This is a genomic window from Burkholderia sp. LA-2-3-30-S1-D2 (assembly GCF_001523915.2).
GTDB classification, from domain to species: Bacteria; Pseudomonadota; Gammaproteobacteria; order Burkholderiales; family Burkholderiaceae; genus Burkholderia; species Burkholderia diffusa.
The window spans coordinates 1,076,603-1,096,633 of the sequence record NZ_CP013383.1 but is presented as its reverse complement, the minus strand read 5'-3'; the positions used below and the strand labels follow the sequence as shown (position 1 = coordinate 1,096,633).

General features: G+C 67.0%; 18 protein-coding genes. 8 read left to right on the top strand and 10 right to left on the bottom strand.

Annotation, left to right across the window (positions count from 1 at the left end):
- Nucleotide 1: 1 nt before the first annotated feature.
- Both WS66_RS05140 and WS66_RS05135 read right to left on the bottom strand, forming a co-directional pair.
- Nucleotides 2–1,030: a TRAP transporter substrate-binding protein gene (locus WS66_RS05140; RefSeq protein ID WP_059607258.1), complete on the bottom strand. Its 1,029-nt coding sequence runs from the start codon at nucleotides 1,028–1,030 to the stop codon at nucleotides 2–4.
- A 239-nt stretch (nucleotides 1,031–1,269) separates the two neighbouring features.
- Nucleotides 1,270–2,178 (bottom strand): LysR substrate-binding domain-containing protein, encoded by a 909-nt coding sequence (locus WS66_RS05135; protein ID WP_059607255.1) that lies wholly within the window; start codon nucleotides 2,176–2,178, stop codon nucleotides 1,270–1,272.
- Nucleotides 2,179–2,291: 113 nt separating this feature from the next.
- On the opposite strand from WS66_RS05135, the gene WS66_RS05130 reads away from it, so the two are divergent.
- Nucleotides 2,292–3,230 carry a 2-hydroxyacid dehydrogenase gene (locus tag WS66_RS05130; RefSeq protein ID WP_059607324.1) on the top strand — a complete coding sequence of 313 codons (939 nt, stop codon included), beginning with the start codon at nucleotides 2,292–2,294 and terminating at the stop codon, nucleotides 3,228–3,230.
- A gap of 70 nt (nucleotides 3,231–3,300) precedes the next feature.
- Nucleotides 3,301–4,677 (top strand): MFS transporter, encoded by a 1,377-nt coding sequence (locus tag WS66_RS05125; protein ID WP_059607253.1) that lies wholly within the window; start codon nucleotides 3,301–3,303, stop codon nucleotides 4,675–4,677.
- Nucleotides 4,678–4,713: 36 nt separating this feature from the next.
- On the opposite strand, the gene WS66_RS05120 is transcribed toward WS66_RS05125, so the two are convergent.
- A complete protein-coding gene (locus WS66_RS05120; RefSeq protein ID WP_059607251.1) occupies nucleotides 4,714–5,682 on the bottom strand; it encodes a LysR family transcriptional regulator in 969 nt (322 codons plus the stop codon).
- Between the two features lie 365 nt (nucleotides 5,683–6,047).
- Here WS66_RS05120 and WS66_RS05115 point away from each other — a divergent pair, with 365 nt between their 5' ends.
- From WS66_RS05115 to WS66_RS05100, 4 genes are all read left to right on the top strand, one after another.
- Nucleotides 6,048–7,223 (top strand): HPP family protein, encoded by a 1,176-nt coding sequence (locus WS66_RS05115; RefSeq protein ID WP_059607250.1) that lies wholly within the window; start codon nucleotides 6,048–6,050, stop codon nucleotides 7,221–7,223.
- Nucleotides 7,224–7,326: 103 nt separating this feature from the next.
- Nucleotides 7,327–7,740, top strand: a complete 414-nt coding sequence (locus tag WS66_RS05110; protein WP_059607248.1) for a MarR family winged helix-turn-helix transcriptional regulator — start codon at nucleotides 7,327–7,329, stop codon at nucleotides 7,738–7,740.
- 30 nt (nucleotides 7,741–7,770) lie between these two features.
- The gene (locus WS66_RS05105) at nucleotides 7,771–9,558 is read left to right on the top strand and encodes a chloride channel protein (RefSeq protein ID WP_059607246.1); all 1,788 of its coding nucleotides are present in this window, start codon (nucleotides 7,771–7,773) and stop codon (nucleotides 9,556–9,558) included.
- Nucleotides 9,559–9,983: 425 nt separating this feature from the next.
- Nucleotides 9,984–10,316 carry a hypothetical protein gene (locus WS66_RS05100; protein ID WP_179955248.1) on the top strand — a complete coding sequence of 111 codons (333 nt, stop codon included), beginning with the start codon at nucleotides 9,984–9,986 and terminating at the stop codon, nucleotides 10,314–10,316.
- A 112-nt stretch (nucleotides 10,317–10,428) separates the two neighbouring features.
- Here WS66_RS05100 and ppnP read toward each other — a convergent pair whose 3' ends face one another.
- On the bottom strand, nucleotides 10,429–10,749 hold the full coding sequence (gene ppnP, locus WS66_RS05095) for a pyrimidine/purine nucleoside phosphorylase (protein ID WP_059607244.1): 321 nt from the start codon (nucleotides 10,747–10,749) through the stop codon (nucleotides 10,429–10,431).
- 178 nt (nucleotides 10,750–10,927) lie between these two features.
- Nucleotides 10,928–11,830, bottom strand: coding sequence for a LysR substrate-binding domain-containing protein (locus tag WS66_RS05090; RefSeq protein WP_059607242.1), 903 nt, complete (start codon nucleotides 11,828–11,830; stop codon nucleotides 10,928–10,930).
- Nucleotides 11,831–12,011: 181 nt separating this feature from the next.
- Between WS66_RS05090 and WS66_RS05085 the strand changes: the two genes are divergently transcribed.
- Entirely contained in the window at nucleotides 12,012–13,196 is a 1,185-nt protein-coding gene (locus WS66_RS05085; protein WP_108064619.1) for a M20 aminoacylase family protein, read from the top strand.
- Between the two features lie 43 nt (nucleotides 13,197–13,239).
- Nucleotides 13,240–14,559, top strand: coding sequence for an MFS transporter (locus WS66_RS05080; RefSeq protein ID WP_059607240.1), 1,320 nt, complete (start codon nucleotides 13,240–13,242; stop codon nucleotides 14,557–14,559).
- Between the two features lie 195 nt (nucleotides 14,560–14,754).
- Here the strand turns inward: WS66_RS05080 and WS66_RS05075 are convergent, their stop codons facing one another.
- The 5 genes from WS66_RS05075 to WS66_RS05055 all read right to left on the bottom strand — a co-directional run bounded on the left by WS66_RS05075 (nucleotide 14,755) and on the right by WS66_RS05055 (nucleotide 19,923).
- Nucleotides 14,755–15,858 carry a porin gene (locus WS66_RS05075; RefSeq protein WP_059533872.1) on the bottom strand — a complete coding sequence of 368 codons (1,104 nt, stop codon included), beginning with the start codon at nucleotides 15,856–15,858 and terminating at the stop codon, nucleotides 14,755–14,757.
- Between the two features lie 63 nt (nucleotides 15,859–15,921).
- Nucleotides 15,922–16,341 (bottom strand): DoxX family protein, encoded by a 420-nt coding sequence (locus WS66_RS05070; protein WP_059607238.1) that lies wholly within the window; start codon nucleotides 16,339–16,341, stop codon nucleotides 15,922–15,924.
- Nucleotides 16,342–16,517: 176 nt separating this feature from the next.
- Nucleotides 16,518–17,795 (bottom strand): cytochrome c, encoded by a 1,278-nt coding sequence (locus tag WS66_RS05065; RefSeq protein WP_059607236.1) that lies wholly within the window; start codon nucleotides 17,793–17,795, stop codon nucleotides 16,518–16,520.
- Nucleotides 17,796–17,797: 2 nt separating this feature from the next.
- Nucleotides 17,798–19,417, bottom strand: a complete 1,620-nt coding sequence (locus WS66_RS05060; RefSeq protein ID WP_059607234.1) for a GMC family oxidoreductase — start codon at nucleotides 19,415–19,417, stop codon at nucleotides 17,798–17,800.
- Entirely contained in the window at nucleotides 19,417–19,923 is a 507-nt protein-coding gene (locus tag WS66_RS05055; RefSeq protein ID WP_059607232.1) for a sugar dehydrogenase complex small subunit, read from the bottom strand. Before WS66_RS05055 ends, WS66_RS05060 begins: the two co-directional genes overlap by 1 nt.
- Between the last annotated feature and the right edge of the window lie 108 nt (nucleotides 19,924–20,031).

The window sequence follows — 20,031 nt, the reverse complement described above, 5'->3', positions numbered from 1 at the left end:
CTCAACCCCGCGCGGCGGCAATCGCCGGAAACAGCGGCGCGGTCGCCGGATACTGCTTCGCGAATGCCATGTAGAGGCGGTCGTGCATCGCCTGCCGCAGCGCCGTGCGCTCGGCATCCGCCATCGGATGAAACGTCATCCCGTGCTGCTTCAGCGCTGCCTCCGCCTGCACGGCCTTCTGCGTCGCGATCGCGCGCTGCTGCGCGGTCGCGTCGGCCACCGCGCGGTCGAACGCCGGGCGCAGGTTTGCCGGAATCCGCTCGAGCGCGCGCCGCCCCATCACGACGGTCATCGCCGCGAACACGTGGTGCGATTGCCAGCAAGACTTGACGACCTCGTCGAAGCGGCTCGCGAGCACGGTGGCCGGATCGTGCTCGAGCCCGTCGACGACGCCCGTCTGCACGGCCATGTAGAGCTCGCCGAACGGAATCGGCGTCGGCACCGCGCCCATCACCCTGAAGGTGTCCATGAATGCCGGCGTCGGCAACACGCGCAGCTTCGTGCCCTTCACGCCCTGCAGCGCAGTCACCGGCTGCTTCGTGAACACACAGCGCCCGCCGAAGTGCGAGCCCCAGGTCAGCACGGAGCAGCCCGCGCGCTTTTGCAGCAGCGCGTTCAGGCTGGTGCCGACCTGGCCGTCGAGCACCTTCGCGACGTGCGCATAACTATCGAACAGGTAGCCGAGATCGAGCATGCCGAGCTCCGGCGCGACCGTGGCCCAGATCGACGAGCCCGCGATCATCATGTCGATCGCGCCGATCTTCACCTGCTGCGCGACGTCGCTCTCCTTGCCGAGCTGGCTGTTCGGAAAGTAGTCGACCCGAATCGCGTCGCCGACGCTCGCCTTCAGGTTCGCCGCGAGGCGCTCGTACCACACGTAGTGCGCGGCGTTCTGGTCGGCCGGCATCGACGACGAGCAGCGCAGCGTCACGGTCTGCGCCGCGCGGCCGATTTCCGGCAAGCCGCCCGCGACCGCGAGCGTGGCGGCGGACGCCGTTTGCAGAAAGCGCCGCCGGGTGAAGGTACTCATGGCCGTCTCCTTTTCAATCGCGTCTTCCGACGCGGCTGTATCGATTTAGTGTATCGATACAGTAATACGACGACCGATGAGGGCGAAATGCGGGTTTTCCCGTGATGGGCATGAAAAAACCGGGATTGCTGGTGGCGATTTCGGGCCGGAGCGTCACACGTAGCCGGCGCATTACGGTCTCTCGGGCCCCTGGCGTGCGTCAGGCGTGCCGGCGGATATCGTCAGACAACTGACTTTTTCTAAACGACGACGCCGTCCGCCCCTTCCGTCAGAAACTGCCCGACCATCGCGTTGAACAGCGGCAGCGCCGGATTGTCGTTGTCCGCGCGCCACGCGAGATACAGCTCTGCGGCCACGTCGACGCCCGCGAGCGGCCGGAACACCACACCGTCGACATGCAGCTCGCGCGCCGAAGCCGGCACCAGCGCGGCACCCAGCCCGGCGCGCACCAGGCCGAGGATCGTATGCGTCTGCCCGACGTAATGCAGGTAGTTCGGCAAGCGCCCCGCGCTGGCGAACATCCCCGAGATCATGTCGTGGAAGTACTTGCCCTCGTTCGGCGAATACGCGATGAACGGCTGCCGGTCCAGTTCGTCCGGGCCGATCCGCTCGTACGCCGCCAGCGGCGTGCCCTGCGCGACCGCGACGAGCATCGGCTCACGCTGCACGAGCCGGTATTCGAGCGGATGGCGCGCCGCGCGCTGGCGCACGAAGCCCGCATCGAGCATGCGCGACGCGAGCGCGTCGATCTGCACGGTCGACACCATTTCGCGCAGTTCGACGTCGACGTCCGGCAGCGCGTGCGCCGCATGCGCGAGCAGCGCCGGAATCATTCGGTACGCGCTGACGGCCGTGAAGCCGAGCGTGATGCGGCCAGCCCCGCCGTGCGCGACGCGCTGCGCAGCCTGCTCGGCCCGCGCGGAAAACTCGAGGATGTGCCGCGCATCGCGCAGGAAGCGCTCGCCGGCCGCGGTCAGCCTGACCTGCCGACTGCTGCGTTCGAGCAGCGCGATGCCGAGCGCATGTTCGAGCAACTGGATCTGCCTGCTGAGCGGCGGCTGCGTCATGAAGAGCCGCTTGGCCGCACGGCCGAAATGCAGTTCCTCGGCCACGGCGACGAAGCAACGAAGCTGGTTCAGTTCAATCATTCAAATCGTGAATCAATCAATAGTCTCTTGATGTTAGACCGATATCGATACGGTTCCTATACTCGGTTGCACCTGATGCGCGGCCCGTGCCGCGCACGACGACCGAGACCTTCATGACCATCGACATCCTGCTCACCCAGCCGCTTCCCGACACCATCGACGCCGAACTGTCCGCCCGCTACGCGGTGCATCGCCTGTACGCTGCCGACCAGCCGGACGCGCTGCTCGACCGCGTCGCGTCGCGCATCCGCGGCGTCGTCACGGGAGGCGCGAACGGGTTGTCCGCCGCGTTGATGGACCGGCTGAGCGCGCTCGAAATCGTCGCGATCAACGGCATCGGCACCGACGCAGTCGATCTCGACCGCGCCCGCGCACGCGGCATTCACGTGACGACGACACCCGACGTGCTGACCGATGACGTCGCCGACATGGCGATGGGGCTGATCCTGATGACGCTGCGCGACCTCGGCGCCGGCGAGCGCATCGTGCGCGCCGGCCGCTGGGGCAAGGCTGCGCAGCCGCTCGCGACGCAGGTGACGGGCAAGCGGCTCGGCATCGTCGGCCTCGGCCGCGTCGGACGCGCGATCGCGCAGCGCGCGCAGGCGTTCCGGATGCCGGTCAGCTACTTCGGGCCGCGCGAACATCGCGATAGCGGCTACCGCTACGTGCCCGACCTGGTCGCGCTCGCGCGCGACAGCGACGTGCTCGTGCTCGCGGCATCCGCCGATCACGGCAACGTGCTCGTGACGGCCGACGTGCTCGCCGCGCTTGGCCACCAAGGATTCCTGATCAATGTCGCGCGCGGCAAGCTCGTCGACGAAGCCGCGCTCGTGCGCGCGCTCGCGGACGGCACGATCGCCGGCGCGGGCCTCGACGTGTTCGCGGACGAACCGCGCGTGCCGGCCGCGCTGCTCGAACTCGAACGCGTCGTCGTACAGCCGCACCGCGCGAGCGCCACGCACGAGACGCGCGACGCCATGGGCCGGATCGTGCTCGCCAACCTCGCCGCGTGCTTCGCGGGCCAGCGCCCGCCGACCAGCGTCACGAACTGAGCGCCGCCCGCTTTCCCCGACCACGACACCAAACCAATCACCTTCGCACGACGAAGGCCAGGAGACTCGCATGCCCAATCGATCCAGCGGCAGCGCCGCCGTCGCCGCGTCGCCCGCTTCATCCACCGCGTCGCGCACGATCGGCCGCGTCCGTTACACGGTCCTCGCGCTGATCTTCGCCGTCACCGTCGTCAACTATGCGGATCGCGCGACGATGTCCATCGCCGGCACCGGCGTCGCGCACGACCTCGGGCTGACGCCCGTGCAGCTCGGTATCGTCTTTTCCGCGTTCGCGTGGGCCTATGCGATCGGCCAGATTCCGGGCGGCTGGCTGCTCGACCGCTTCGGCGCGCGCCGCGTGTACGGCCTGAGCCTGCTGCTGTGGTCGGTCTTCACGATGCTGCAGGGCACGGTCGGCTGGTTTGCCGTGCAGGGGGCCGCCGCGACGTTCGCGCTGTTCGCGATGCGCTTCATGCTCGGCCTGGTCGAATCGCCAGCGTTCCCGGCCAATTCGCGGATCGTCGCGTGCTGGTTCCCGACTGCCGAGCGCGGCACCGCATCGGCACTGTTCAATTCCGCGCAGTACATGGCCGTCGTGCTGTTCGCGCCCGCGATGGCGTGGCTGACGCACGCGCTCGGCTGGGAACACGTGTTCCTGTGGATGGGGATGCTCGGCGTCGCGCTGTCGGCGCTCTGGTTCGCGTGGTATCGCGAGCCGCACCGCCATCCGCGCGTGAGCGACGCCGAGCGCGACGACCTGCGCCAACGCGGCGCGCTCGTCGATCTCGAGGCGAACCGCGTTAGGCACCGGCAGCGCGTATCGTGGCGCGACGCATCGCAGCTGTTCCGCCACCGGAACCTGTGGGCGATCTATGTCGGCCAGTACGCCATCACGGCGCTCACCTATTTCTTCATCACGTGGTTCCCGATCTACCTGATCAAGGGACGCGGAATGACGATCATGGAGGCCGGCTGGGTCGCCGCGCTGCCGGCGCTCTGCGGCTTCACCGGCGGTGTGCTCGGCGGCGTGCTGTCGGACTGGCTGATCCGGCGCGGCGTGCATCCGTCACGCGCACGCAAGACGCCGTTCGTCGCGGGGATGGCGATGGCGACGCTGCTCGTGCTCGCGAACGGCGCGTCGTCGAACACCGTCGTGATCGCGCTGATGACGATCGCGTTCTTCGGCAAGGGCCTCGCGGCGGTCGGCTGGGCCGTGCTTGCCGATACCGCGCCGGAAGGCATGGTCGGCCTGAGCGGTGGCGTGTTCAACGGCCTCGGCAACATCGCGGGGATCGTCACGCCGCTCGCGATCGGCTATTTCGTCGCGCACACGGGCTCGTTCGCGGGCGCGCTGTGGTTCGTCGCAGCACACGGGCTGATCGGCATCGCCGCCTACGCGTGGCTCGCCGGCCGCTTCGAACGGATTCGGGTCACGCCGCACGCATGACGCCCGGCGCCGCCGGGCGAGCGAACGGCGACAGCATCACGCGCGCTGGCGGCTGCCCGGCGCCGGCTCGACCGCGAGCCGGTCGAGTTCGCGCAGATCGTTCTCCAGCGCGGGCGTGAGCGTCGTGCGCAGGTGGTCGAGGAAGGTGCGGATCTTCGCGTCGAGATAGCGGCGTGTCGCATAGACGGCATACACGCTGACCGTCTGCAGCCGGTAATCGGGCAGCACGCGAATCAGCCGCCCTTCGCGGATGTCGTCGAGCACGGTGTACAGCGCGACGCACGCGATGCCGCGCCCGGCCCGCACGGCGACGCACAGCGCATCCGGTACGTTGACCTGGAACGGTGCCGGCTGCAGCTCGTACACCGTATCCTCGTCGTCGCCACGCTCGAGCCGCCACTCACTGGCCGGCGATGCGGGCGTATCGAGGCGCAGGCACACGTGGTTCGGCAGATCATCGGGCGTCGTCGGCGTGCCATGCCGCGCCAGGTATTCGCGCGATGCCACCAGCACGCTGCAACTCGTTCCGCAAGTCTGCGCGACGTAGCCGGAATCGGGCAGCTGCGAAGCGGTCACGATCGACACGTCGTAGCCTTCCTCGACGAGGTTCGGCATCCGCTGCGCGAGCGTCAGCTCGATCGAAACGTCCGGGTTGTCTTCCTGGTAGCGCACGATCGACGATACGACATGACTCTGCCCGAGCCCCGTCATCGCATGGATGCGCATCTTGCCGCTCGGCCGCAGCAGCGCGTTGCGCGCCTCGGCGTTCGCGTAGTCGAATTCGGCGAGGATCGATTTCGCACGCTCGAAGTAGCGTTCGCCGCTTTCGGTGAGGCCGAGATGGCGCGTCGTGCGATGCAGCAGCCGCGTCTGTACGTGAGCTTCGAGATTCGACACCGCGCGCGATACCTGCGCGGTGGTCGCATCGATTTCTTTGGCGACCGCGGTGAAACTGCCGGCTTCGACAACGCGCACGAACAGGCGCATGTTTTCGAGCATGTCCATTGAATTGGCTTGGGGAGTGTCGGTGGGAAAACGTCGGCGGCGCTCGCGTCAGACGGGAATCGGGGCGTGCGCGCGAACGATGCGCAAGCGATCGCCATGCCGGGGAACGGGCGGGAGAGCGGGCATCGCGTGCGTGGTTGGGGCATATCGGGGGATTCGGTGGCCCGAATTGTACGCCGCCGCAGACAAATTTGCGCGGTTGCAGCGTCGCCAAGCTTTCATCAGATGAAAGGTTTTTGCAAGACGGACGCGTCGCGCGCCTGCAACGTCTTGATGCAGCGCGACAATTTATATCACAATGCGATATAATCTGCGCCTTCCTTGCGCTGCGTCATCCGCGTCGTCATTTTTACCGCTTATCGTCCATGTCGTCAGGCTCCTCCCCGTCGCGCCGCACATTCCGCCAATGGCTGCACAGCTTCATTCCCCATCCGATGACGCTCGGCTGGCGCGAGCGCATGCGCTCGTGCACGGGCGCGCTCGTCGGCATCGCGACGGTCGGCGTCACGATGCGGCTGCTGCCCGGCGTGCCGGGCCTCGTGCCGCTGCTCGTCGCGCCGATGGGGGCGTCGGCGGTGCTGCTGTTCGCGGTGCCCGCGAGTCCGCTCGCGCAGCCGTGGTCGATCATCGGCGGCAATCTGGTGGCGGCGACCGTCGGCGTCGCATGCGCGCAGTCGATCGCCGATCCGATCACGGCCGCCGCGGTTGCGGTCGCCCTCGCGATCGGCGGCATGTTCGTCCTGCGCTGCGTGCACCCGCCGTCGGGCGCGGTCGCGCTGACGGCCGTGCTCGGCGGCTCCGCGATCCACTCGCTCGGCTTCGGCTTCGTGGTCGAGCCGATCGCCCTGCAATCGGCGATCCTGCTGTCGGCCGCGCTCGTGTACCACGCGCTGACAGGCCACCGCTACCCGCACGGCGGCGTGCGTCCCGACGCGAAGCCGCAAGGCGCCAACGCCGCGCCGGCACGCGGCGGCTTCACGCGCGCCGATCTCGACGCCGTGCTGAAGCGCCGCGGCGAATGGCTCGACGTCGATCCGGACGACCTCGAGATGCTGCTGCGCGAAACCGAGATGCAAGCGTATGCGCGCACGTTCAGCCAGCTCACGTGCGCCGACCTGATGACGAAGAACGCGATCGAAGTCGCCCCGTCGACGTCGGTGACGGCGGCGCTGACGCTGCTCGACCGCCATCGCGTGAAGGCACTGCCCGTCGTGGACGGCGACGATCGCCTGATCGGCATCGTCACGCGCGCCGACCTCACGCGCCAGCTGCACCGCCCCGCTCCGCTGTGGCAGCAGCTGGCCGCGCGGCTGCCGCAGTCGTTCGGCGGCCAGCCACCCAGCGTCGCGACAGTGATGACCCGCGACGTCGCGTCCGTGCCGCAGACCATGCCGATCACCGCACTGGTGCCGCTGTTTACACATTCGGGCCACCACCACATCCCGGTCGTCGACGCATCGCGACGGCTCGTCGGCATCATTACGCAGACGGATCTCGTCACGGGCCTGTACCAGCAGACGCGGATGCTCGAGGCCGCGTAACGCCGACGAACAACGGAATGTGCTCCATTCCGCTGAAAATCGTCCATTTATATCATATTGTGATATATTTCACGTTACCGAAACCCCTGCCCGACCGACCGCAATGACCGATACCCGACGCTCCCTGACCAAAGCCGATTTCCAGCAACTGTCCGAGTTCCGCTACCAGATGCGCCGCTTCGAGCGCTTCTCCGAACGCGCCGCGCAAAGCGAAGGCGTGACGCCGCTGCAATACCTGCTGCTGCTGCACATCAAGGGCTACCCGCATCGCGAATGGGCCACCATCGGCGAACTCGCCGAACGCCTGCAGGCGCAGCATCACGGCGTCGTCGCGCTGGTGACGCGCTGCGAGGCGCTCGGGCTCGTGAAGCGCAAGACGAGCGAAGCGGACCGCCGGCAGGTCGAGGTCCACCTCGAGGAAGCCGGCGAAACGCTGCTCGCCCGCCTCGCGGCCATGCACCGCACGGAACTGAAATCGCTCAAGGGCACGTTCCAGGTTCCGCAGATCGATTATTGACCCAGGCTTGACCAACCTTTCCCTGCTCCGATGAACGCACCACACAAACGCGATTTCTCGACCAACGAACGCCTGCCCAGAATAGCATTGCTGGCTGCCGGGATCGGCGTGCTCAGCACGCTGGCGGCGTTCGTGCTGTTGAGCCTGATCCACCTGTTCACGAACCTGTTCTTCTTCCAGCAGTTCTCGTTCGCCGACCGCTCGCCCGCCCACAACACGCTCGGCGCGTGGGTGATCGTCGTGCCGGTGATCGGCGGGCTGATCGTCGGGTTGATGGCGCGTTTCGGTTCGGAGAAGATCCGCGGCCACGGCATTCCCGAAGCGATCGAGGCGATCCTGTTCGGCAAGAGCCGCATGTCGCCGAAGGTTGCGATCCTCAAGCCGCTGTCGTCCGGCGTCGTGATCGGAAGCGGCGGCCCGTTCGGTGCCGAGGGCCCGATTATCATGACGGGCGGCGCGCTCGGCTCGCTGATCGCGCAATGCGTGCACGTGACCGCGGCCGAACGCAAGACGCTGCTCGTCGCGGGCGCGGCCGCCGGCATGACCGCCGTGTTCGGCACGCCGGTCGCCGCCGTGCTGCTCGCGGTCGAACTGCTGCTGTTCGAATGGCGTCCGCGCAGTTTCCTGCCGGTCGCGCTCGCGTGCGCGGTGGCCGGTTTCGCCCGCGCCGTGTTCTTCGGTGTCGGCCCGCTGTTTCCGCTGGCCACCGCATCGCCGACGCCCGTCGCTCTGCTGTCGTGCATCGTCGCGGGCCTGCTGTCGGGCATGCTCGCGTGCGGCCTGTCGGCCGCGCTGTACCGCGTCGAGGACGCCTTCGCAAAGCTGCCTGTGCACTGGATGTGGTGGCCGGCGCTCGGCGCGATCGTGATCGGCATCGGCGGCTGGCTCGAGCCGCGCGCACTCGGCGTCGGCTACGACGTGATCGGCGACCTGCTGCACCAGCATATCGCGCTGAAGATCGCGCTCGCGCTGCTGATCGTGAAGGCCGTGATGTGGGTAATCGCGCTCGGCTCCGGCACGTCGGGAGGCGTGCTGGCCCCGCTGCTGATGCTCGGCGCCGGCCTCGGCACCGTGCTGTCGCCGGTGCTGCCCGGCGGCGATCCGGCGCTCTGGCCGCTCGTCTGCATGGCCGCGACGCTCGGCGCGACGCTCGGCGCGCCGCTGACCGCGATCGTATTCGCGTTCGGCCTCACGCACGACGCGAACGCACTGCTGCCGCTGCTCGCCGCGACGCTCGTCGCGCACGGCTTCGCGACCGTCGTGATGAAGCGTTCGATCATGACGGAAAAGATCGCGCGCCGCGGGTATCACATCTACCGCGAATACGGCGTCGATCCGCTCGAACGCCATGACGTGGCCGAAGTGATGACCTCGGCCGACGCGCTCGTCGCGATCAACGGGGCCATGACGCTCGACGCGGTCGAGTCGCAGTACTTCGGCGTAAAGCAGACACACCGTGCATACCCGGTCGTGCAGAACGGCCGCCTGCTCGGCATCGTCGATCGCGCGACGCTCGACGCGCAGCGCGCGCAGGCCGGTCCCGGCGCGGTGCTCGCGAACGCGTTCGCCGAGAATGTGCCGGCCGTCGCGCAGGCGCACGAAACGTGCCGCGTGGTCGCATCGCGGCTCGCGATGCTCGGCCTTGAACGCCTGCCGGTCGTCAACGATCCGCAATCGCTGCGCATCATCGGCATCGTGTCGCGCAGCGACTTGATCAAGCCCGCGCTCCAGCACTTCGACGACGAACAGAAGCGCGAACGCTTCCGTCCGGTCGTACCCGTCAACCTGCGCGACGCAGGTATGCGCAAGGCCGGCTGATACGCACCGCGCGCGCCGCCGCGTCCGGCGTTTAAACTTCGTTGACAATCGATCGGACGAAAGTTTGTCATCATGGTACTCATGCGACGGGGCCATCATTCAGCCGTTCCACATCGTCATCCAATAAAGAAGCGTCGCGGCGCGACATGCAGACACATGCAGCACGCCGCGGCCGTCAATCCGCCACACCTCAGGGCAGCGAGCCGACCTCACGACGCATGACGTCGTTGTCGCGTCTCCACACGGACCGCGCACGACGCATGCCGCCGCGCGACAGAACGCATTGCATCCGGAGTGCCGTTTGGCAAGCGCGTTAACAACTTGTTTCGGAATCGCCGGAACCGCATTTGTCCGATGCAATCTCACAGGCACGCAGTTCTGCTGCGCATCCCACTCAATCAATCACGACTCGAGGGAGATAAAACGTGAACGTGAAATACTTACCGCTCATCGCATTGACCGTGGCAATTTCTGCTCACGCGGCCGATCCGGCCGTGCAGAACGTGGGACAAAGCCAGAAGGCCGCCCCGGACGTCTCGGCGTGCATCGCCAAGACCTGGGCCGACAAGTCGCAACAGCAGGTGATCTCGCAGAACGTGCTCGCGAACGGCCTCGCGACCGATGTCTACGCACCGGGCCAGCAGCCGCCGAACGGCGTGGCCGCGATGGTTCGCCCGTCGTCGAAGCCGAACGCGAAGACGTGGGTCGGCGTGCGCGGCGACGCAGCTGCCGCCGGCGACATCAGCGCCTGCCTGTAAGCCCCGCGCCGGACGGCGTTGCGCCGTCCGCATGCGACAAGCCCCGCCTAGGCGGGGCTTTTTTGTTTGGGCGCACGGGCCGCACGCACGCGTCGCGACCGTGCTTGCGCGCTTACAGGTAGCTGCAGACGTAGTCGAGCGTCTCGAGCGCTTCGATGTCGAAGCGGCTCTTGCCCGGCACAGAGAACGATTCGCCGGCGCCGTAGGTCTGCCAGTCGCTGCTGCCGTCGAGCTTCACACGGCACTTGCCGGCCTGCACTTCCATCAATTCGGGCGCGTCCGTGCCGAAGTTGAGCGCGCACGGCAGGATCACGCCGAGCGTCTTGCGCGTGCCGTCCGGGAAGAGCACGGTATGCGACACGCACTTGCCGTCGAAATAGACGTTCGCGCGCTTGACGACCGATACGTTGTCGAATTGGGTTGCACTGGTCATGTGATGCCTCTGATTGCTGGATGCCGGATGGCGTGTTGTCGGAAGCCGGCCGGGGCGGCAGGCCGGCCGCTATGATACCGGCTCGCGGCGGGCGTGCCGCAAGCGGGGCCGATCGCAGGCGCGCGACCGATAATCAGGATCACTATTCGATGCATTGTGTGGCCCGCATGGAGCATGCTCAACGGAGCCCCTTGCGTCGCGCGGAATCGCGCAGGCAGTCGAGCAGCATTGCCGCAGCCGGCGTGAGCGGACTGTCGCGGCGCGTGACGACCTGCACGGACACGCCGGGCAGCCGCTCGCGGATCGGCAGCACCACGAGCTGGTCGCGCGCCCACTCCCCTTGCAGCAGCTGTTCGGGCATCGACGCGATCAGGTCGCAGCCCGTCATCAGGCTGTGCGCGAGGCCGAAGCTCGGGCATTCGACGACCCGCTGCGGCACCGGCAGCCCGTATGCGATGAACGTGTTGAACAGCACCTGGGTCGAGCTTTCCGGCGACGGATTCATCAGCCAGTCGGCCTCGACGAGATCGGCGAGCGACGTGGCCGACGCGAGCGGATGCCCCTTGCGCGCGACGATCAATGATCGGCTCGCATAGAGTTCCGCGTGATCGAACTCGGCCGCCAGCAGTTCGGGCACGACGACGGCCACCGCGAAATCGAGGGATCCGTCGTGCAGCCGCGGCAGCGCGACGCCCGGAAACCCTTCGATCAGATTGACGCGCGCGACCGGAAAGCGCCGCCGGAACGCGCGAAACGCATCGGGCAGGATCGTCACCGCGGCGGCCGGCGTGATCGCCGCCGCGACCGAGCCCGTCATCGCACCCTGCGCCTGCTCGATGTCGTCGCGCGCACGCTGCATCTCGGCGACGATCAGCCGCGCGCGCACCTGCAACTGCTGGCCGAACGCCGTGAGCTGCACGCCGCGCGCGGTGCGCACGACGAGCGACACGCCGAGCGCGATCTCCAGTTCCTTGACCGCCTTCGTCAACGCCGCCGGCGACACGTTCAGGCGCCGCGCGGCCGCTCGGATGCTCCCTTCGTCCGCGACGGTGACGAACGCTTTCAACTGATGGTATTTCATGGCGGCATGCGTGATTCGTGGAAACCCCCGTGCAGCGCGGCGCATGCAGGCTCAGGGTATTCCCGAGCGGCAACCGGTGGTGTGCACCAAAGCAATTTAGCAGCTTCTGGTGCGCAAAAGAAATTTATATCCTTTACCGTCATATGCGCGTCAAACGTCCACCGGCCCCACAGGAGACACCATGCTGCAAGCCGCGAACCCCGTCATCCCCGGCATCGCCGCGATCGCCCCGGACCTCATCGAAGTGCGCCGCCGCATCCATGCGCACCCGGAACTCGCGTTCGAGGAAACGCTGACGAGCGATCTCGTCGCGGAACTGCTCACCGGCTGGGGCTACGAAGTGCATCGCGGCATAGGCAAGACGGGCGTCGTCGGCGTGCTGCGCGAAGGACAAGGCACACGCACCGTCGGCCTGCGCGCCGACATGGACGCGCTGCCGCTCGCCGAGGCCACCGGCCTGCCCTACGCGAGCCGCCATGCGAACAAGATGCATGCATGCGGCCACGACGGCCACACCGCGATGCTGCTGTGCGCGGCGCGCCACCTCGCCGCGACGCGCCAGTTCTCCGGCACGCTGAACCTGATCTTCCAGCCAGCCGAGGAAAACTTCGGTGGCGCGAAATCGATGATGGCCGACGGCCTGTTCGACCGCTTCCCGTGCGATGCGATCTTCGCGATCCACAACATGCCGGGCCGGGCCGCCGGCGACATGGCATTCCGCACCGGCGCCGCGATGGCGTCGGCCGACCGTGTGACGATCACGCTGCGCGGCGTCGGCGGTCATGGGGCGATGCCGCACTTCGCACGCGATCCGATGTCGGCCGCGGGCAGCATCATGGTCGCGCTGCAGACGATCGTCGCGCGCGAGGTCGATGCGCAGCATGCGGCCGTGATCACGGTCGGCAGCGTGCAGGCCGGCGAGACCTTCAACATCATTCCCGAAACCGTCGTGATGAAGCTGTCGGTGCGCGCGCTGAACGCCGACGTGCGCGCGCTGCTCGCCCGCCGCATCGAAGCGCTCGCGAAGGGCCAGGCGGAAAGCTTCGGCCTCACCGCGGAAGTGGATTACGACTACGGCTACCCGGTGCTCGTCAACCATCCCGAACCCACCGCGTTTGCAGCCGACATCGCGCGCCGGATGCTCGGCGCCGAGCGTGTCGAGACCGAGGCCGCGCCGCTGATGGGCAGCGAGGACTTCGCGTTCATGCTCGAGGCGCGCCCCGGCTGCTATGCGTTCATCGGCAACGGGATCGGCAGCAAGGGCGGCTGCATGGTGCACAACCCCGGCTACGACTTCAACGACGACATCCTCGCGATCGGCGCGAGCTACTGGGTCCGCGTCGCCGAAGCCTGGCTCGCGGCCTGACGGCCCTTCATCACGCAGTTCCGCGCTTTAGCAGGGGAACCCCATGGAAACGTCCGCCCTTCCGTTCGCCGGCTCGCCGGCCGATGCCCGCGCCGCCGCGAAGAAACGCCGCCTGATCGCGGCCGCCGCAGTCGGCAACGCGCTCGAGTTCTACGACTTCACGGTCTACAGCTTCTTCGCAATCCTGATCGGCAAGCTGTTCTTTCCGGTCCACTCGTCGTTCGGGCAGCTGATGCTCGCGGTCGCGAGCTTCGGCGTCGGCTTCGTCACGCGTCCGCTCGGCGGCCTCGTGATCGGCATGTATGCCGACCGCGCCGGCCGCAAGAAGGCGATGATCCTGACGCTCTTGCTGATGGCGCTCGGCACCGCGACGATCGCGGTCGCGCCGACCTTCGCGCAGATCGGCATCGCCGCGCCGCTGCTGCTCGTGCTCGCACGCCTGCTGCAGGGGTTCGCATCGGGCGGCGAAGTCGGCGCGTCGACGACGCTGCTGCTCGAACAGGCACCGCAGCACCGCCGCGGCTTCTACGCGTCGTTCCAGTTCTCGAGCCAGGGGCTCGCCGCGCTCGCCGGCGCGCTGACCGGCGTCGCGCTCACGTCGACGCTCAATGCCGCGCAGCTCGAAAGCTGGGGCTGGCGCGTGCCGTTCATCATCGGCACGCTGTTCGTACCGCTCGGCTACTGGCTGCGCAAGACCGTCGATGAAGTGCCGGCTGCCGCGCACGCCGCCACGCACGACGAGCCGGTCGCGTCGCTGCCGCTCGCGGACGTGCTGCGCCATCACGGCAAGGCTGTGTTCGCGGGCCTCGGCGTGACGATCGGCGGCACGTCGATCCACTACATCATCGTGTTCTACATGGCGATCTACGGCGTGCAGGTGCTGCATCTTCCGACCTGGCTGTCGATGACGGCAGGCTGCGTCGCGGGCGCGATCCTGATGCTGGTGACGCCGATCGGCGGCCACCTGTCCGACGTCTACGGGCGCAACCGAATCGTCTGGTGGACGCGCATCGTGCTGATGGGCGCGATCTACCCCGCGTTCATCGCGCTGAACCGGTGGCCAGGCGCCGCGTCGCTGCTGTCGATCATCGCCGCGCTCTCTGTCGTGCACGCGATCAACATCGGCGCGACCGGTGCGATGCTCGGCGAGCTGTTCCCGCGTGCGGTTCGGGCGACCGGCGGTGCGCTCGTCTACAGCGTCGGCGTCGCGATCTTCGGCGGCTTCGCGCAGTTTTTCGTGACTTGGCTGATCGCGGCGACCGGCAACCCGAACGCACCCGCGTGGTATGCGATCGGCTGTGGTGCGATGACGCTGCTCGCCATTCGCTGCATGGACGAGAAGGCCGGGAAAGCACTCGATTAACTGACAGGCGATGCGCGGCACGTGCGCGGCCGCAACGTCGTCGATCCACCGACCCCGCCGGTTTCGGCGGGGTCTTTCCTTTTGTGTGATCGACACCGCTCACATGAACCGGCAGCGTCAGAGGACCGTCCGTCGCCGTAAACGCAACAAGGCACGGGCCACCATCACCCGTGCCTTGCGTGCGCTACGCCTCGATCAGAACGTATGCATCATCCCGACATACGCGCCCGTCTGCGATTCGCCCGTCATCGGGCTCGTGCCCGACGTCGCGTCGCGCGGCGACGCGAGCAGCGAGAAGTTCGAGTTGCCGCCGTTGCGCACATACGCGACCGTCCCGTACAGGAACGTGCGCTTCGACAGGTTGTACGTCGTACCGAGCACGTACATGATCGCGTGCCCTGACGGATCGTGCGACGCATCGCCGCCGCCGTCACCGACCTTCACGTAATACCCGCCGCCCGTCACGGCCCACTGCGGCGTTGCCGTGTAGGTCGCGCCGAGCCAGTAGTGATCGGCGCGATCGGCGACGCCCGCCGGGCTGTCCGGCGCCTGGTAGTGCGTATAGGCGCCCTGGATCTTGAACTTCGACACCTTCACGTTCGCGCCGACGAAATACTCGCGCGACGCGGTGAAGATGTTGCTGAACTTGCCGTTGTTGTCGCGCAGCTCGTCGTAGATACCGCGCACGTCGAGCACCGGCGAGTGGTACGAGATCATGATCCCGTCCGAGCGGCCGAAGTCGTCGGCCGCGCCGTAGTTGAAGCCGCGCGACTGGTTGCCGAACGCATATTGCGCCTGCACGTCGAAGCCGCCGATCACCGGGCTGTGATATTCGATGTTGTTGCTGCTCTGCTGCCAGTTGCGCCCGCGCACGAGCGATGCGGACGAAAACGCCTGCTGCACGAACGGATCGAATTCCCACACGCCATCACTGTCGATGAACAGGTTGCGGCCGGCCTGCAGCTGTCCCCACGTGTCGCTCTTCAGCCCGACATACGCGCGGCGCGACCACATGCGTCCGCCGCCCGTCGTGCCGTTCATCACCTGAAACGCGGTTTCCAGGTTGAAGACCGTCGACATCCCGCCGCCGAGATCCTCGACGCCTTTCAGGCCGAACATGCTGGTGCCCCAGTCGCCGCCTTCCGCGCTCCAGCGCGTCGAGCTGCCGTTGGGCGTCGCGATGTGGTTCAGGTATTCGACGCCGCCGTCGATCCGGCCGTACAGCGTCACGCTTGTCTGCGCGAACGCGGCCGCCGGCGTGGCGGCCACGATCAGCCATGCGAAATGTTTGAGTCGCAAAATGATGCCCCCTCGGAGTCCCGACCGTCCGACACGCGCCCCATGCGCGCGCCGGCGATCCGTTTACCCGCGATCGATCGAAAAACGTCCGGGGCCCGCCGCGCAGAGCGCGAGCAGGCCGCCCGAGATCGCGATGTTCTTGTAGAAATGAATCATGTTGTTCATCTGCTCGCCGCCCGTCATCGTCCAGTAGTGGTGGCCGATCAAGCCGGTGCCGATCGTATACAGCGCAAGCAGCAGCGCGAGCGGCCGCGTCTGGAAACCGACGAGGATCGCGATGCCGGCGAACAGCTCCATCACGACGGAGATTGCCGCCGAAACAATCGGTGCAGGCGCACCCTCGCTTCCCATGAACGCGATCGTACCGGAGAAGTCGACGATCTTCTTCCAGCCGAACATCACGAACAGGATCACGAGCAGGATTCGGGACAGCAGCAGCAGCACATCGCGCTGGGAAGCGAGAAACGGTTGATTCGGTGTCATGGTGTGATCAACGAAAGCGGTGCGCGAACCGCGCGCACCGGATTGCCTGTGAACCGGAACGGGCGGCTGCCGGCCGCCCGCCCCGCTCTGCAACAACCGGCATCGGGGCCCGCCCGATGTGCTGTGCGCCTCCTCTTGTCAGTGTTGCCCTGCTTCGTGCCGCGTCGCGTCCGGCGTCAACGCGCCTTCGCGACGTCCTGCTCGGTCACCTTCGCGGCCGGATTGCCGAACTGGCCGGTCAGGTAGTTCACCAGCGCGGCGATCTGCGCATCCGACAGCTCGTTGCGGAACGCGGGCATGCCGACGTCCTCGCTGCCGGCCTTGCGCTGCACGCCATTCAGGATCACCTGCACCAGGTTCGCCGGATTCGACGCACCCACCGTCGAGTTGTGGAACAGCGACGGGTAATAGCCGTCAGGCGTGCCCTTGCCCTGCATCTGGTGGCACGTCGCGCAGTTGCCGAGATACAGCCGCGCCGGATCGATGCCCGACGACGCGAGCGCCACGCCGCGCAGCTTCAGGCCGTCTTCGGCCGGCTTGCCCCACGACGAGCGCGACTGCTTCGCGTCGCCGCTGGCCACCGCCGGCACCGTGCGGATATACGTCGCGATCGCGCCGATGTCGGCGTCGGTCATCTTCGAGAAGCTGTGCTCGACCGCCTCGGCCATCGGACCGGCCGCCTGCGCGAGGCCCGGCACGCTGCCGGTACGCAGGTACTGGACGAGTTGCTGCTGCGTCCAGCCGCCGATCCCCGCGTTCGGGTCGGACGTGATGTTGTAGCCGTCCCAGCCCGCGAGCACCGAGCCCGACAGGAAGCTGCCGCCCGACTCGTCGAGCGACTTCTCCTGCATCGCGATGCCGCGCGGCGTGTGGCACGTGCTGCAGTGCGCGAGGCCCTGCACCAGGTACGCGCCGCGGTTCCACTCGGCGCTCTGCGTCGGCTTCGGCGCGTACGCGCCGTCCTTCAGGAACAGCCAGTTCCAGATCTTCAGCGGCCAGCGCATGCTCAACAGCGCGGGAATCTCGTTCTTCGGCGGCGTCTGCTTGACCGGTTCGACACCGTGCATGAAGTACGCATACAGCGCCTGCACGTCGTCGTCGTTGATCTTCGCGTACGACACGTAAGGCATCGCCGGGTACAGGTTGGTGCCGTTCTTCGACACGCCGTGACGCACCGCCCGCTCGAAGTCGTCGAACGTCCAGTTGCCGATGCCGGTGTCCGGGTCGGGCGTGATGTTGCTCGTATAGATCTTGCCGAGCATCGGCACCGGCATCCCGAGGCCGCCGGCGAACGGCTTGCCGCCCTTCGCGGTGTGGCAGGCCATGCAGTCGCCCGCGACCGCGAGATATTCGCCGCGCTTGATCTGCGCGGGATCGGCCGAGTCGGCCGCGCGCACGAGGCCCGGTAGCGCGAGGCAGCCAGCGAGGAGGAAGGTGAGAGTAGATTTCCGCACGGTCAGACTTCCTTCTTCAGCGTGTCCGACATCCGCAGCGCCAGCGCCGCGATCGTCAGCGTCACGTTCACCGTACCGACGGTCGGCATCGTCGAGCTGCTCGAGATGAACAGGTTCGGATGGTCGAACGTGCGGCAGTCCTTGTCGACGACCGAGTCGCGTGCATCCGCGCCCATGATCGTCGCGCCCGTGATGTGGTTGTTCGGCGCGAACTCGTCGTTGAACACGACGTCCGTGCCGCCCAGCACCTGCGCCGCGGTCGCATAGACTTCGCGCGTGTGCACGGCGCCGCGCTTCACGTAGTCGTCGATCGCATAGGTGATTTCCGGGCGCGGAATGCCGATCGCGTCGGTGGCGGTCTTGCTCGGCACGATGCGGTTCTCGGGCTGCGGCAGGATTTCGTGGAAGCAGTCGAACTGCACGTAGCGGGCCGAACGATCGCGGATCTGCGCGTCGAGCTCGTCGGACTTCATCAGCTTGCCGGCCTTGAAGATCTTCTGCGTCTCCTGGTTGATGCGCGACATGTTCGACAGATGGATCTTCTTCGCGGCTTCGGTCGCGCGGAACGGACCGTCGCGGAAACCGATCAGCGACGTCATTTCCTGCGGACCGCGACCCGGCCACAGCTTCTCGCTCGCATAGAACGACACGCCCGTGCCCGGGTGGTCCATCAGGTTGCGCCCGACCATGTCGGAGCTGTTCGCGACGCCGTTCGGGAAGTCGCGGTTCGCCGACATCAGCAGGATCTTCGGCGTCTCGATGCCGTTCGCGGCGACCACGAAGTACTTGCCCTCGACGCGATGGTCGGCGCCCGTCTTGTCCTTGTAGATCGCGGCGACGATGCGCTTGTCCGGACCCGTCTCGAGCTTGTAGACGACCGCGCTGTCGATCAGCTTCGCGCCGGCCTGCTCGGCCTTCTCGACGTGCACGATGCCGTTGTACATCGCACCGATCGGGCAGATCGGCATGCAGTTGTTGTTCCCGCAACAGGTTGGCCGGCCGTCGTACGGACGGCTGTTGCGCGCGACCGGTTCGGTCACCACGTGGAACTTCGGGTCATGGCCGTTGAGCGCGCTCTTGATCGTCTGCTCGTTGAACGACAACGGCAGCGGCGGCATCGGATACGGCTGCTTGCGCGGCGAGTACAGGTCCTCCTCGGGGCCGGGGCCCCACACGCCGAGTTCTTCCTCCGCGCGCTGGTAGTAATGCTCGAGGTCGTCGTACTGGATCGGCCAGTCGCGACCGACGCCGTACACGGTCTTCATCTTGAAGTCGTTCGGGATGAAGCGCCACGCCGACGCGGCCCAGTGCCACGTCGTGCCGCCCACCGCGCGGATGTACTGCGAGTTGAACTTGTGCTCGCCCTTCAGGACCAGGTAGTCGTTCGGCGGGCCGTATTCCGGATGCGGCGCCCACGGGCTCGACGGATACGGCGCCATGAAATCCGTCTTGTCGGGCTGGTTGCGAAAGCGTTCGACGATTTCCCAGCGCGGCATGCGCGGGCCTGCCTCGAGCAGGATCACCGACTTGCCGGCCATGGCGAGCTGGTGCGCGACGATCGCGCCTGCGACACCGGATCCGACGACCACGACGTCGGCTTTTTGCGTATCGGTATCGGCCATCAGGCTTGCCTCTCGATCGGTTTTTCGGCCCAGAAGCCGGGTTTGTTGGGGCAATACGAAGGAATCACGAGCGTATCGGATACGACGCTGAACATTAATGCTTCCTCGTACGTAATCACGACGTTGTCGACGATGCCGAGATACCACGCTTCGAGAATCGACAGCGCGGAGGCCTGCTGATCGGGACTCAATGAACCGGACGCGAGCGTGCCGGCGAGTTGCGACAGACCGTCGGCGGTCTTGAACGAGCCCTTCTGCAAGGCCTGCAGGAAGCGGTCGCCGAGCACGCGGCTCAGCCCTTTCTTACCTGTCAGTGCTTCGGAGAGCGTCATGAACGTATCGAGCGGCGCGGCGCCGGGATTATCGGCCAAGGCTCGCAACGCCAGCGAGCCGGTGAGGCCTGCCGCCGTCAGCGCCAGTGCGCCCTGCAGCCATTGACGCCGCGTGATGCCGGATGCGGCTGCGTCGCGATCGCGACGCGAGTGGGGGGTGTTGTCGTTGTGCATGTTTCCTTCTCTCGAACACCGGATTCGGGAAAACCACGCTTGATATTTCTCAAACTTTCGCGCGGCCCTGAAATGTACGCGCACAATTCGAATTGGACAATGCTTTTA

Coding starts and splice junctions, on each gene's coding strand:
- WS66_RS05140 (WP_059607258.1), bottom strand. CDS start 1,030: ATGAGTACCTTCACCCGGCGGCGCTTTCTGCAAACGGCGTCCGCCGCC.
- WS66_RS05135 (WP_059607255.1), bottom strand. CDS start 2,178: ATGATTGAACTGAACCAGCTTCGTTGCTTCGTCGCCGTGGCCGAGGAA.
- WS66_RS05130 (WP_059607324.1), top strand. CDS start 2,292: ATGACCATCGACATCCTGCTCACCCAGCCGCTTCCCGACACCATCGAC.
- WS66_RS05125 (WP_059607253.1), top strand. CDS start 3,301: ATGCCCAATCGATCCAGCGGCAGCGCCGCCGTCGCCGCGTCGCCCGCT.
- WS66_RS05120 (WP_059607251.1), bottom strand. CDS start 5,682: ATGGACATGCTCGAAAACATGCGCCTGTTCGTGCGCGTTGTCGAAGCC.
- WS66_RS05115 (WP_059607250.1), top strand. CDS start 6,048: ATGTCGTCAGGCTCCTCCCCGTCGCGCCGCACATTCCGCCAATGGCTG.
- WS66_RS05110 (WP_059607248.1), top strand. CDS start 7,327: ATGACCGATACCCGACGCTCCCTGACCAAAGCCGATTTCCAGCAACTG.
- WS66_RS05105 (WP_059607246.1), top strand. CDS start 7,771: ATGAACGCACCACACAAACGCGATTTCTCGACCAACGAACGCCTGCCC.
- ppnP (WP_059607244.1), bottom strand. CDS start 10,749: ATGACCAGTGCAACCCAATTCGACAACGTATCGGTCGTCAAGCGCGCG.
- WS66_RS05090 (WP_059607242.1), bottom strand. CDS start 11,830: ATGAAATACCATCAGTTGAAAGCGTTCGTCACCGTCGCGGACGAAGGG.
- WS66_RS05085 (WP_108064619.1), top strand. CDS start 12,012: ATGCTGCAAGCCGCGAACCCCGTCATCCCCGGCATCGCCGCGATCGCC.
- WS66_RS05080 (WP_059607240.1), top strand. CDS start 13,240: ATGGAAACGTCCGCCCTTCCGTTCGCCGGCTCGCCGGCCGATGCCCGC.
- WS66_RS05070 (WP_059607238.1), bottom strand. CDS start 16,341: ATGACACCGAATCAACCGTTTCTCGCTTCCCAGCGCGATGTGCTGCTG.
- WS66_RS05060 (WP_059607234.1), bottom strand. CDS start 19,417: ATGGCCGATACCGATACGCAAAAAGCCGACGTCGTGGTCGTCGGATCC.
- WS66_RS05055 (WP_059607232.1), bottom strand. CDS start 19,923: ATGCACAACGACAACACCCCCCACTCGCGTCGCGATCGCGACGCAGCC.